Origin of the sequence: Bacillus sp. MYb78 (assembly GCF_002975115.1) — a bacterium.
GTDB classification, from domain to species: Bacteria; Bacillota; Bacilli; order Bacillales; family Bacillaceae_G; genus Bacillus_A; species Bacillus_A cereus.
In genome coordinates this window covers 481583-493895 of sequence record NZ_PCOB01000002.1, presented here as the reverse complement: position 1 = coordinate 493895, position 12313 = coordinate 481583, and the positions used below count along the sequence as shown (strand labels likewise).

Genomic DNA, 12313 nt, shown 5'->3' with positions numbered 1-12313 from the left:
GTTTCATCTTTTATACAAATAAAAAAATCACTCGTTTTTACACGAGTGATTTTTTTATTATTTTACAGAGACAATCTCTACTTGCATTTCCCCGCCTGGTGTTTGGATTGTTACTTTCTCACCAATTTGCTTACCTAATAAGCTTTTTGCGATTGGAGAATCGTTAGAAATTCTTCCTTCAAATGGATCAGCTTCCGCGCTACCTACGATTGTGTACGCTTCTTCATCTCCGTTTGGTAATTCTTTAAATGTTACTGTTTTACCTAATGTAACAACAGTTGATACTTCGCCAGTATCTTTAATGATAACTGCATTACGAATCATATTTTCTAATTGTGTAATACGTCCTTCTACGAACGCTTGCTCATCTTTTGCTGCATCGTACTCAGAGTTCTCAGAAAGGTCCCCGAAGCTACGTGCGATTTTAATACGTTCTACTACTTCTTTACGTCTTACTGTTTTTAATTGCTCAAGTTCGTTCTCTAGTTTTTGCTTACCCTCTTGCGTCATAGGGTATGTTTTTTCTGTTGACATATTTTCCACTCCTTTTATATACCAATCCCCCGAAAAAAAGAGGAGTTCCATATGAAAACTCCTCCGCTTCCATTGTTAGCGGAGGTTTCTAGTACCCTCGCACTAGCGGAGTTGTCACATACAACCCCGTATTTCCAATTCTTCTTTATATAAAGAAGATATGTATGGAAAGTTGATATAAATATGCCCTCACCTATATATAGATGAGGTTGCATGTTTCATTGTATTCGATGGGAAGGGAAAAAATCCCTTCCTACCGTATATCTTTTACTATGCTATTACAAATTTACTTTTTGTTCAAGAATTGTTGCAATTTTTGTCACCATAATATCAATTGCAACATGGTTTTGTCCACCTTCAGGGATAATAATATCCGCAAACTTCTTAGAAGGCTCAATAAATTGATTGTGCATTGGACGTACAACAGTTACGTACTGATCAATAACTGAATCCATCGTACGACCGCGCTCTTTAATATCACGCTGCATGCGGCGCAGAATACGAAGGTCAGCATCTGTATCAACGAATAACTTAATGTCCATCAACTCACAAAGACGTGGGTCTTCTAAAATAAGAATTCCTTCTAAAATAATTACATCTTTCGGCTCAACTGGAATAATTTCTTCTGAACGCGTATGCAATGTATAGTCATATACAGGCTTATCAATTTGCTCATATGCAAGCAACTGCTGCAAATGTTCAATTAACAGATCATTATCAAACGCAAGCGGATGATCATAATTTGTTTTTAAACGCTCTTCCATTGGTAAATGGCTTTGATCTTTGTAATAATAATCTTGCTCCAAGATTAAAATGGAATGACCTTTAAAATGGTCAAAAATCGCTTTCGTTACACTTGTTTTTCCTGATCCTGAACCACCAGCGATTCCAATTACAACAGGCTTATTCGTCCCCATTCGACTACCACTCTTTCTTATTGAAGTATGCTTTTGCGCATCATATTATTCACATACACTGGTTGATCCACTTTGAATTTCACGATTTGCAACGGATGTCTCGCTGCATCTAATTCGTTTCCATCCTCATCCCAAATTTTCTCCACCGTCTGCGTAAAGTTTTCTATTTCTGGTCCAAAGAACTCCACTTCATGTCCTGGTTTGAAATGATTACGTTGCTCAAGCGTTACGATGCCCGTTTCTTCATTATAATCTAACACTAAACCAGCAAAATCATACGTTGTTTTCTTACTATGATTTCCAAACATTTGCTCTTGATGTCCTGGAACCCCTTCAAAGAATGCAGGAGCTGTATCACGATTTGCACATTTATCAAGCTCATCTAACCATTCTTGTTTAAACTCAAAGTTATCCGGATCCGCACAATAAGCATCAATTACTTTACGATATACAGTTGCTACAGTCGCTACGTAATGGATTGATTTCATACGTCCTTCTACCTTTAAACTATCGATTCCAATTTCAATCATTTTCGGAATTGATAAAATTAAATTTAAATCTTTTGGACTCATCGCAAAGTGAGCATCTTCTTCTTGGAATAGAGGAAGCTCTTTTGCATCTTTATGTTGTGATACTGTTTGAACTAAATCATAATCCCAGCGGCAAGATTGGCAACAACCGCCACGATTAGAGTCACGCGCTGTCATATGGTTACTTAGTGTACATCTTCCTGAATATGCGATACACATTGCACCATGGACGAATGCTTCAATTTCAATATCCACTTTGTCTTTAATTTCTTTCATTTCTTCATAGCTTGCTTCACGAGCTAATACAAGACGATGTAAACCTTCTTCTTTCCAATACTGTGCTGCTTTCCAGTTGGATAGTGATTGCTGTGTGCTTAAATGCACCTCAACAGAAGGCGCTACACGTTTACACGTCTCAATGATAAGCGGATCAGCAACGATAATTCCCGTTACGCCAGCTTTTTCAATCCCTTTTAAATATTCCTCTAGCCCGTCCATATTTTCATTATGTGCGAAAATATTTGTTGTTACATATATTTTCGCTCCATATTTCTTTGCAAATTCAACGCCTTCTGCCATATCTTCCAGCGTAAAGTTACCTGCATTCGAACGAAGACCAAATTCTTGTCCACCTAAATATACAGCATCTGCCCCATAATGGATAGCTACTTTTAATTTTTCTAAGTTACCCGCAGGGATTAACAGTTCAGGTTTCTTCACAATAACGCGCTTGCCATCGATCACTCGTGAAATTTCTTGTACAGTCATTTCCTACACCCTCCTCGTTTAGTAAACCGTTTCTTTAAAGAAGAATCCTGTGTCTAACGGACGATTTACTGGTTGCATTTCTTCTATTTCTTTATATAGAGCATCTTTCACGTCATAATACGCATCACGATCTTCTACGCATAAATCAATCGCTTGACGATATTTCTTCGTTACTTCAATAATGTATTCAGAACTTTTTAGTACACCATCGATTTTTAAGCTGTCAACTTCAGCTTCGATTAGTTCCTCTAATTCATCGATGAAACAAATATCGTTCGGACTCATAATATGAGTACCATTTTCATCTTCATAGATTGGATATTTATTATTACGCTCTGGGTCATATAAGAACATATTCTCTTCATATTTTTTCTTTTCAATGTCAAGATTACGTCCTTGATACTCAAAGTAGTTTCCTACTAATGAACGCTTCGATTGGAACATACAAGTCATACCGTGAATTTGTACTTCTAGTTCCACTTCAGCATTTTCTTTTAAATCAACAATTTCATCTAAGCTCAGCTCACGAGCTAATACAGCACGCTTCGCTCCTCTTTGTCCCCAGTAATTACAAGTGAACCAATTCGTTGCTGTCGTTTCTGTATTCCAGTGCAACTGCATATTTGGCGCTACTTCGCGAACAGCCATTAATACTGCTGGATCTCCGAAAACAATTGCATCTACATTTACTTCATTTAAAAATGAAACGTAATCTGTTAATTCTTCTACTTTATCGTTGTGGAACATAGCGTTCATTGCTACGTATACTTTCACACCATTTTCATGCGCAATCTTCACAGTTTGTTTTACATCTTCACGTGAAAACTCCCCTGCTAAACGTAAACCAAACTTTTGCTCACCGATCATTACCGCATCTGCTCCTGCTTTCGCAAGAAGTTCGATATCCGCCACCGCTCTTGGCGTTACTAACAATTCAGGTTTCTTCATACCTTGGTCACCCTCTCTTTTTACTAACAGCTACTCCATCACCAATTGGGAAAATCGTTGTATCATATCCTTCATGGTTCATAAGCCACTCATTGTACGTCTTAATACGACGGATTAAACCACGTGTACGTCTGTTTTCAATCTTCTCTTTTGTCGTTACAAGACCATGGTACATAACATTATCTGAAATAATTACGCCACCAGGATTTAATAACGGTTCATATAAGTCAAAAAAGCGACGATACTGTCCTTTTGCTGCATCAATAAAAATAACGTCAAATGTCCCGTGTTCTTTTACTTGTTCACCTGTCTCTAACGCATCACCGTAAATAACTGAAATACGATCTGTTACTGGGGAACGTTCTATATATTCAAGTGCTTTTTCATATCGCTCACGATTGCGCTCAACTGTCACAATACGTGAATTTGGAATAGCTTGCATCATACGAATACTAGAATAACCGATTGCTGTTCCAAGTTCTAAAATGCTTTTCGGTCCAATTAAACGTAAAAATTGCAGCATAAATTCCATTCCAAGTCGATCCATAATCGGCACATGATTTTCTGTTGCATATTCTTCCATTTCAAGAATTAATTTATCTTTCGGATCAATAAATGATAATAGGTACTCGTTAACTGCATCCTCCATAAATGGTCCTCCTTATTTACATGGAGAAGTGCCTCTATGACGTCTTTTCCCACATAGAATGCAATAAAAATACAAGCCAGCTTTACCCTTAGCTTGTACGTCCCGTTTTGATATTAAAAACGATTCTTCTGCCAGTTTTTAACCCGATATATTTTACCACAAAAAAGAGGGATGTGCGACTTTTTTCGCTATCCCTCCCCATTTCACTGTTTTTTCGTAATGTATTTTTGCTTTAATGCATTATGCTCTTCTAATGTTTTCGCATAGTACACTTCACCACTTGGTGCAGCTAAGAAATAATAATAATCTGTTTGCGCAGGTTCTAACGCAGCTTCCACTGAATGTTTACCAGAGTTTGCGATCGGCCCTACCGGCAATCCTTTTACAACATACGTATTGTACGGTGAGTTGACCTTTAAGTCTTCGTATAATACACGTTGTTTATGCTTTCCAAGTGCATATAATACCGTTGGATCCGTTTGAAGCGGCATACCTTTTGCTAAACGATTATAAAAGACACTAGCGATCTTTTGACGATCTGTAAAACCAGTTGCCTCTTCTTCAATAAGTGAAGATAATGTTAAAAGCTGATGAACATCCCAGTTCTTCGCTTTCATTTTCGCCTCATTTTGAACAATGATTGCATTTGTTTTCTCAAGCATCGGAATTACAATTTCTTCTAACGTTGTATCTTTCTTATAAAACGAATACGTTGCAGGATATAAATAACCTTCTAATGGGTATTTAATATTACTATCAAAGATTTTATCCGTTAATAACTTCGGATACTTTTGCTGCATTTTTTGAATAAATGCTTTATCGTTTAATTGACGCGTAACATCATCTTTATTCCACTTTAGTTCTGTCGCAATCGTTTCTGCAATTTCAGTTACTTGCGCCCCTTCTTTAATCGTCACTTTATAAAGAGCTGGACGATGCACGTTGCCAGATGACATTTGTTCGATCACATCTTCAGCATTCATTGAAGGGTTTAATAAATATGTACCTGCTTGTAAACTTTTCGATTTAGCCTTTGTATAAAAACTAAAAACTGTACCGTTTTTTACAGCGCCTTTTTCTTCTAAAATTTCTCCAATTTTACTTGTAGATGATCCTTTCGGAATTTCTACTTCAATCTCTTTTTTATTCCCGCTATCAACTGGTCCTAATGCGGATGAAATATACGCATAGACTGAACCACAAACTAAAAGCAGTGCAATAATCGAAAATAAAAAGATGCGTCTACGCTTCTTTTTCACTTGATTCTCTATCAAAACATTTCCTCCTTACTTAATTGTAGACCGTATGTACACCTTTCTATACAGCACAATGTAAAAACGCAACAAATTCACTTATCTTTTTTAATAGACACTTTATTTTTCTACAATCCGTCTCATTATACTACAAAGACTTACACAGTTTCGACAAAAAATCTTTCATTTTACATATAAATACAAAAAAAGATGGACTGTATGTCGTCCATCTTTTCAGTACCTATTATTCAGCTTCTTGCTCATCAGCAAGAGTGTTGAACATTTCTTGTACCATTTCCCACTCTTCTTCAGATTCGATTGGAAGTAAGCTTCCGCCCTCTTCTTCATTTTGCTCATAAGCCATTGCATCATAAATTGGGTCTCCATCTTCGTCTACTTCACCGATTGGAGAGAAGACTACATATGATTTTTTACCAAATTTTTCAGCATCAAAAGTGAAAATAATTTCACATAAATGTTCGTTACCTTTTTCGTCTACAATTGTAATTTGATTTTCTTCCATTTTGGTCACCTCTTATTTACTATCTAAAAATCCTTGTAAGATTACGACTGCAGCCATCTTATCGATTACTTGTTTTCGCTTCTTACGACTTACATCAGCTGAAATGAGTAGACGTTCCGCTGCCATCGTTGACAAACGCTCGTCCCACATTACAACGTCTAATTGTAACAGCTCTCGTAGGTTTTCTGCAAATTGTTGGCACGCTTCACCACGTGGGCCAATTGTACCATTCATATTTTTAGGTAAACCTACTACTATTTTATCCACATTGTACTGCTTTACTAACTCAGAAATACGATCAAAACCAAAGTGACCTCGTTCTTCGTTAATCTTAATTGTTTCTAATCCTTGTGCTGTCCAGCCCATTTCGTCGCTAATTGCAACTCCGACTGTTTTTGTACCTACATCTAAACCTAATATCCGCATAAACTACTCCTCACGATGATGTTTCAAGTAAGACTTCACAAGCTCTTCAATAATCTCATCACGTTCAAGCTTGCGAACGATGCTACGTGCATCTTTATGGCGAGGTATGTATGCTGGGTCTCCACTTAATAAATAACCGACGATTTGGTTAATCGGATTATAGCCTTTTTCTTGAAGTGCATCATACACAGTTAAAAGTACATCATTTACATGGACACTCTGTTTTTCATCTTGAATGCTAAACTTCATTGTTTTATCAAAACCGTCCATTTCAAGCACCTCACTTATATAGTAAGTATAGGGAGAAGAACTTCTCCTCTCCCTACCATTGTACACTACTATCTCTTTATTTTGAAACAGATTTAACGTACTCTTGTACAAATGCTAAAGCTTCTTCGACTTGAGCTGGGTTTTTACCGCCTGCTTGTGCCATATCAGGACGGCCACCACCGCCACCGCCGCAACGAGAAGCTACTTCTTTCACAAGTTTACCAGCATGGTAACCTTGGCCAATTAAGTCTTTCGTTACACCTGCTAGGATGTTTACTTTATCGTCATTAACAGACGCTAATACAACAACTGCTGACTCTAATTTATTTTTTAGATCATCCATCATCGTACGTAAGTTATTCATATCTGCAACATTTACTTTCGCTGCTAATACATTTACGCCATCAACTGTCATTACAGAATCAGTTAAGTTTCCAGCTTCGATATTGCTTAATTTCGCAGCAAGAGATTCGTTTTCTTTTTGAAGTTGTTTTACTTCAGCAAATAGACCATCAACTCTTGTTAAGATATCTTTCGGATTTGTTTTCATTTTTCCTGCTGCTTCTTTTAATAAACCTACTTGATCGTTCATTAATTCGTATGCAGACTTACCAGTTACTGCTTCAATACGACGAGTTCCTGCACCGATACCAGACTCAGCAACGATTTTGAAAATACCGATAGAAGCTGTATTATCAACGTGACAACCACCACAAAGCTCTAAGCTGTAATCGCCAACTTGTACAACGCGTACAACATCACCGTATTTTTCACCGAATAATGCCATTGCGCCCATTTCTTTCGCTTCTTCGATTGCTTTTTGAGAAATCTCAACATCAATACTTTCCCAAATTTTCTCGTTTACCATACGTTCAATTTTTTCTAATTCGTCAGCTTGTACTTGACCGAAGTGAGAGAAGTCAAAGCGTAAACGTTCAGAAGTTACAAGAGAACCTGCTTGGTTAACGTGTGTTCCAAGTACATCTTTTAATGCTTGGTGTAGTAAGTGAGTTGCTGTATGATTTTTCACAACGCTACTACGGTTTTTCGTATCGATAATAGCTTTCACAGCCGCATCTTTCGTTAATGTACCTTCTTCAACAACAACTTTGTGTAAGTTTTGACCATTTGGTGCTTTTTGCACGTCTTTTACAAGAACTTTCACGCCATCAGCAAGAAGGTAACCACGGTCTGCAATTTGTCCACCGCTCTCAGCATAGAATGGTGTTACATCAAGCATTAATTGTCCTTCTTCACCAGCTTGTAAGCTGTCTGTGTATTCGCCGTTTTTCACAAGTGCAACAACGTTACTTTCTGTTGCAACTGTACCGTAACCAACGAACTCACTCGCTACTTTAACTTCTCCAAGTACACCGCCTTGAACTTGCATTGAGTCAACGTCTTGACGAGCAGCACGTGCACGCTCACGTTGTTTTTCCATTTCATTTTCGAAGCCTTCTTGGTCAACTGTCATACCAGCTTCTTCTGCATATTCTTCTGTTAATTCGATTGGGAAACCGTATGTGTCATATAGACGGAACGCATCTACTCCAGAAATAACAGTTGTTTTTTCTTCTTTTGCTTTTGTAATAACTTCAGCTAAAATTGCTTCACCATCATGAAGTGTTTCATGGAAACGCTCTTCTTCGTTTTTCACAACTTTCGCAATGAAATCTTTCTTTTCAAGTACTTCTGGATAGAAGTCTTTCATTACTTCTCCAACAACCGGTACTAATTCAAACATGAATGGACGGTTAATGTTTAATTTCTTCGAATAACGAACAGCGCGGCGTAATAAACGACGTAATACATAACCACGGCCTTCGTTAGAAGGAAGAGCACCGTCACCAACAGCAAATGTTACTGTACGGATATGGTCAGCAATTACTTTAAATGCCATATCTTTTTCTAAATCGCCATTACGATATTTCTCACCAGAAATTGATTCTGTTGCACCAATCATCGGCATGAATAGATCTGTATCAAAGTTCGTAGGCACATCTTGAACGATAGATGTCATACGTTCTAGACCCATCCCTGTATCAATGTTTTTCTTAGGAAGTGGTGTATATGAACCATCTGGATTATGGTTAAATTGAGAGAATACAAGGTTCCATACTTCTAAGTAACGCTCGTTTTCTCCGCCTGGATATAATTCTGGGTCACTAAAGTCATTACCGTAAGCTTCTCCGCGGTCATAGAAAATCTCTGTATTCGGTCCACTTGGCCCTTCACCGATATCCCAGAAGTTTTCTTCTAAGCGGATAATACGCTCTTTTGGAACACCCATTTTCTCATTCCAAATTGTGAATGCTTCTTCATCTTCTGGATGGATTGTAACTGATAGTAATTCTTTATTGAATCCAATCCATTTGTCGCTCGTTAAGAATTCCCAAGCCCATGTAATTGCTTCTTCTTTGAAGTAATCACCGATTGAGAAGTTTCCTAACATTTCAAAGAATGTATGGTGACGAGCTGTTTTCCCTACGTTTTCAATATCGTTTGTACGAATTGATTTTTGAGCATTTGTAATACGTGGATTTTGTGGGATTACACGTCCATCAAAATATTTTTTCAATGTAGCTACACCACTATTAATCCATAGAAGAGATGGATCTTCATGTGGAACTAGTGATGCACTAGGTTCTACTGCATGTCCTTTTTCTTGGAAAAAGTCTAAAAACATTTGACGAATTTGTGCGCCTGTTAGTTGTTTCATTGTATTTTCCTCCTTAAATATAAAAAACTCCCGTCCCTATAAAAGGGACGAGAGTTAACTCGCGATACCACCCTAATTATGAATTGATTACAATAACAATCAATTCATCACCTCATGGTGCCGTAACGTGGCAAGACGGCAGTGATTAGCTGCTCTCAGGATTAGCTTTCTGTTACCCTTCATTTAAAGCTTCTTTCAGCCATATGGAAGCTTCTCTCTATAAATGGACTGTAACGTACTTGTTCCGTCATTGATTTAATGTATTATATGACTAAATATAATAGAATTCTCTTAAGTTTGTCAATGTAGATAATCATTTATATTGTATTAATCGCTTATTAATCATAGGTATTCTACTATTCATTCTTAACAGCCTTTTCATATATTATGCGTTTATTAATAAATTGGAATCTCCTTACAATAATAATTAATAAAAATTTCTAAATATTACTTTTTTGCTATAATTAAATTATTGTTAATAAAATAAAGGAGCGATCACAATGACAACCTTACTTAACAAAGCTAAAAACATATTAGCGACTGACGAAACGATATTATTTTACGCAGCATGTTCATTAGACATATTTATTTATCGTTCCGTCGCAAGGCCAGGATTGCTAATTTTAACGAACAAAAGGCTATTCTTTTACGGGCCAGATGTAAGTAAGAATCCAATATTTGAAGAGTACTCTTTCGCAAAAATTTCTAATCTAAAAGAACAAAAGCGTCTTTTCAACAATCAAATTGTATTTATGTATGATAACGAATGGAAAAAAATAAAACATATTCAAACAAATGATGTGAACTCTCTCGTTCAAAAGATACACGAGCAGCTTTCTAAATAAATATATGATTAGCCCTCTATTTCTTACATAGAGGGCTTCTATACTTACACATTTTCTTTTTTCAAGAGAGGTCTCACATGAACAATGACAGTACGAATAACTGCTAAAATCGGAACCGATATTAGTAACCCTACAATACCAGCTACTTCCCCCCCAACTAGTAATGCAAGCATAATAATAACAGGATGCATACGAAGTGACTTACCAACAATGTAAGGCGATAAAATGTTACTTTCCACAAATTGCAAAATAGCAATCGTAATCCCCGCCTTAATAAGTAAACTCGTTGATACTGTTGCTGCAATCATTAACGTCGGGATCGCTCCTAAAATAGGACCAAAGTACGGGATTATATCCGTTACCCCAATAATAATGCCAAGCAATAATGGATATTTCATACCGATAAACCAAAAAGAAAGAGCTGATACTCCCCCTAATACTAAACAAACAAATAACTGTCCTCGAATATAACTTCCAAGTGACTTATCAATTTCTTTCGCAAGCATTTGCCCCGTACCTCGCCATTTACTTGGGACTAGTTTCCAAAAGATATGATAAAACTCACCATAATCTTTTAATATGTAAAATACAATGAACGGTATTAAGAAAATAATGAGCAATGAATCGAGTACACCACGAGCTGTACTCATCACTTTATTTAAAAGCGCTTGAATCTTCGTTTCCACACCCACAAAAAGTTGTTTCACCTTTTCATGAATGAACGAAGGGAAATTCGCTGTTTGTTCTGTAACGCCATCCATCCACGAATCGTACATCCTTGTAAACTGCGGAAATTGTTCATTAATCTCTTGTAACTGTTTAATAACGACTGGTGTTCCTTTATAAATCCCATAACCAATTCCGCCGAAGAAAAGGATATAAATGAGCAAAATGGCAAGTGTACGGGGCATCCCTTCCTTATGAATTTTTTCAATTAAAGGGTGCAATAAATACGCAATAAAACAGGCGATAAGAAACGGCGTAATTGCTACTTTAAATACAAAAATAATCGGTGCCCATAGTGGCTTAATTTTTAAAAAGACGAGCAAACAAAGAAAAACAAGTAACAATAATCCTAAACGATATATCCAAATGATTTTAAGATTCTTCACATGAAAAACCTCCTCCACCTTTATTTTGAAAATAAATGGGTTAGGTTATGTGTGAAACTTTTAAAATCTTTTCATACGGACCATACTGTTTTTTAAAGACGTACATATAAATAACATAACAAGGACAACCACCCCTGAGAATACAGCATGAAATAATGTAATCAGGAGGGCTAATTATGGTTTTGTTTATGCTTGGATTATCAGCACTTTTTATGATTCTTGAATGGATTTGTATCGGCTTTGGTATTTGGAAGGGGTTCTTTATTCGTTCCTCACGTAAAGAAAAAGCGAAGCAATTATGGCAGTATGGAATACTTGGCGTTGGCTGTTACGGTCTATCTTATTTTTTCTCAGAAATTGGACTTTTTTATTTGCATATGAGTGCATAAAAAAACTCCCTTGTCTATAAGGGAGTTTTTCACTTTATCGAAATGATTATAAGTAAGACTTAATCATCTTACGTGCTTTTTTCATATTGCGTTTTGAAAATACATCTTGCTTACGAGCATATTGATATGCTGCAGCTCCAACACCTAATGCGATTAATGAATTGCGTAGATTCAAAGTAAATCCCCCTTTTCGTTATCCGATCGTTCTTTCATTCTCATCAAATAAATCATCAAGAGAGCTTAATGAACCATCTTCCTCAACTTGATGCGTATGGATTTTCCCCTTTGAAACCGATAATTCGATATAACAATTCCAGCAATAAAATTGGTTGACACCTATTTTTCCAATGTCTTTCCCTTTGCAATTTGGACAAATGAACATATGGCTTTCATCTCCTTACAGTCTCCCAGATTCTATTCGCCATTATGT

The 12313-nt window shown here is 36.7% G+C and carries 15 protein-coding genes and 1 other annotated feature; of the genes, 2 read left to right on the top strand and 13 right to left on the bottom strand.

What is annotated here, in order from left to right; all coding sequences use genetic code 11:
* Window positions 1-57 precede the first annotated feature (57 nt).
* From greA to alaS, 10 genes are all read right to left on the bottom strand, one after another.
* Entirely contained in the window at window positions 58-534 is a 477-nt protein-coding gene (gene greA, locus CQ064_RS06515) for a transcription elongation factor GreA (RefSeq protein ID WP_000102591.1), read from the bottom strand.
* A gap of 278 nt (window positions 535-812) precedes the next feature.
* Window positions 813-1451, bottom strand: coding sequence for a uridine kinase (gene udk, locus CQ064_RS06510; protein ID WP_000537080.1), 639 nt, complete (start codon window positions 1449-1451; stop codon window positions 813-815).
* A 17-nt stretch (window positions 1452-1468) separates the two neighbouring features.
* Window positions 1469-2749, bottom strand: coding sequence for a peptidase U32 family protein (locus tag CQ064_RS06505; protein WP_000217961.1), 1281 nt, complete (start codon window positions 2747-2749; stop codon window positions 1469-1471).
* A gap of 18 nt (window positions 2750-2767) precedes the next feature.
* Window positions 2768-3697 (bottom strand): peptidase U32 family protein, encoded by a 930-nt coding sequence (locus CQ064_RS06500; RefSeq protein WP_000742793.1) that lies wholly within the window; start codon window positions 3695-3697, stop codon window positions 2768-2770.
* Between the two features lie 7 nt (window positions 3698-3704).
* Complete coding sequence (locus tag CQ064_RS06495; protein WP_000389102.1) at window positions 3705-4346, bottom strand: O-methyltransferase; 642 nt, start codon at window positions 4344-4346, stop codon at window positions 3705-3707.
* Window positions 4347-4549: 203 nt separating this feature from the next.
* A complete protein-coding gene (gene mltG / locus CQ064_RS06490; RefSeq protein WP_000572135.1) occupies window positions 4550-5620 on the bottom strand; it encodes an endolytic transglycosylase MltG in 1071 nt (356 codons plus the stop codon).
* Between the two features lie 223 nt (window positions 5621-5843).
* Window positions 5844-6122, bottom strand: coding sequence for a DUF1292 domain-containing protein (locus CQ064_RS06485; protein ID WP_000392245.1), 279 nt, complete (start codon window positions 6120-6122; stop codon window positions 5844-5846).
* 12 nt (window positions 6123-6134) lie between these two features.
* Complete coding sequence (gene ruvX / locus CQ064_RS06480; protein ID WP_001221193.1) at window positions 6135-6548, bottom strand: Holliday junction resolvase RuvX; 414 nt, start codon at window positions 6546-6548, stop codon at window positions 6135-6137.
* Window positions 6549-6551: 3 nt separating this feature from the next.
* Window positions 6552-6818 carry an IreB family regulatory phosphoprotein gene (locus tag CQ064_RS06475; RefSeq protein WP_000348591.1) on the bottom strand — a complete coding sequence of 89 codons (267 nt, stop codon included), beginning with the start codon at window positions 6816-6818 and terminating at the stop codon, window positions 6552-6554.
* A 76-nt stretch (window positions 6819-6894) separates the two neighbouring features.
* Window positions 6895-9537 carry an alanine--tRNA ligase gene (gene alaS / locus CQ064_RS06470; RefSeq protein WP_000811849.1) on the bottom strand — a complete coding sequence of 881 codons (2643 nt, stop codon included), beginning with the start codon at window positions 9535-9537 and terminating at the stop codon, window positions 6895-6897.
* A 40-nt stretch (window positions 9538-9577) separates the two neighbouring features.
* Window positions 9578-9797, bottom strand: a binding site (T-box leader).
* A 240-nt stretch (window positions 9798-10037) separates the two neighbouring features.
* Here alaS and CQ064_RS06465 point away from each other — a divergent pair.
* The gene (locus CQ064_RS06465) at window positions 10038-10382 is read left to right on the top strand and encodes a PH domain-containing protein (RefSeq protein WP_000209465.1); all 345 of its coding nucleotides are present in this window, start codon (window positions 10038-10040) and stop codon (window positions 10380-10382) included.
* Window positions 10383-10426: 44 nt separating this feature from the next.
* On the opposite strand, the gene CQ064_RS06460 is transcribed toward CQ064_RS06465, so the two are convergent.
* Window positions 10427-11494, bottom strand: coding sequence for an AI-2E family transporter (locus CQ064_RS06460; protein WP_000793132.1), 1068 nt, complete (start codon window positions 11492-11494; stop codon window positions 10427-10429).
* Window positions 11495-11670: 176 nt separating this feature from the next.
* Here CQ064_RS06460 and CQ064_RS06455 point away from each other — a divergent pair, with 176 nt between their 5' ends.
* A complete protein-coding gene (locus CQ064_RS06455; RefSeq protein ID WP_000242538.1) occupies window positions 11671-11883 on the top strand; it encodes a hypothetical protein in 213 nt (70 codons plus the stop codon).
* 46 nt (window positions 11884-11929) lie between these two features.
* On the opposite strand, the gene CQ064_RS06450 is transcribed toward CQ064_RS06455, so the two are convergent.
* Both CQ064_RS06450 and CQ064_RS06445 read right to left on the bottom strand, forming a co-directional pair.
* Complete coding sequence (locus tag CQ064_RS06450) at window positions 11930-12058, bottom strand: YrzQ family protein (RefSeq protein WP_001053553.1); 129 nt, start codon at window positions 12056-12058, stop codon at window positions 11930-11932.
* A gap of 18 nt (window positions 12059-12076) precedes the next feature.
* On the bottom strand, window positions 12077-12265 hold the full coding sequence (locus CQ064_RS06445; protein ID WP_000469281.1) for a hypothetical protein: 189 nt from the start codon (window positions 12263-12265) through the stop codon (window positions 12077-12079).
* Window positions 12266-12313 lie beyond the last annotated feature (48 nt).

Bases quoted from the DNA above. Each gene is read 5' to 3' on its own strand.
- CQ064_RS06485 (WP_000392245.1), bottom strand. From the start codon at position 6,122: ATGGAAGAAAATCAAATTACAATTGTAGACGAAAAAGGTAACGAACAT.
- alaS (WP_000811849.1), bottom strand. From the start codon at position 9,537: ATGAAACAACTAACAGGCGCACAAATTCGTCAAATGTTTTTAGACTTT.
- CQ064_RS06465 (WP_000209465.1), top strand. From the start codon at position 10,038: ATGACAACCTTACTTAACAAAGCTAAAAACATATTAGCGACTGACGAA.
- CQ064_RS06500 (WP_000742793.1), bottom strand. From the start codon at position 3,697: ATGAAGAAACCTGAATTGTTAGTAACGCCAAGAGCGGTGGCGGATATC.
- CQ064_RS06505 (WP_000217961.1), bottom strand. From the start codon at position 2,749: ATGACTGTACAAGAAATTTCACGAGTGATCGATGGCAAGCGCGTTATT.
- greA (WP_000102591.1), bottom strand. From the start codon at position 534: ATGTCAACAGAAAAAACATACCCTATGACGCAAGAGGGTAAGCAAAAA.
- ruvX (WP_001221193.1), bottom strand. From the start codon at position 6,548: ATGCGGATATTAGGTTTAGATGTAGGTACAAAAACAGTCGGAGTTGCA.
- CQ064_RS06495 (WP_000389102.1), bottom strand. From the start codon at position 4,346: ATGGAGGATGCAGTTAACGAGTACCTATTATCATTTATTGATCCGAAA.
- CQ064_RS06475 (WP_000348591.1), bottom strand. From the start codon at position 6,818: ATGGACGGTTTTGATAAAACAATGAAGTTTAGCATTCAAGATGAAAAA.
- udk (WP_000537080.1), bottom strand. From the start codon at position 1,451: ATGGGGACGAATAAGCCTGTTGTAATTGGAATCGCTGGTGGTTCAGGA.
- CQ064_RS06455 (WP_000242538.1), top strand. From the start codon at position 11,671: ATGGTTTTGTTTATGCTTGGATTATCAGCACTTTTTATGATTCTTGAA.
- CQ064_RS06445 (WP_000469281.1), bottom strand. From the start codon at position 12,265: ATGTTCATTTGTCCAAATTGCAAAGGGAAAGACATTGGAAAAATAGGT.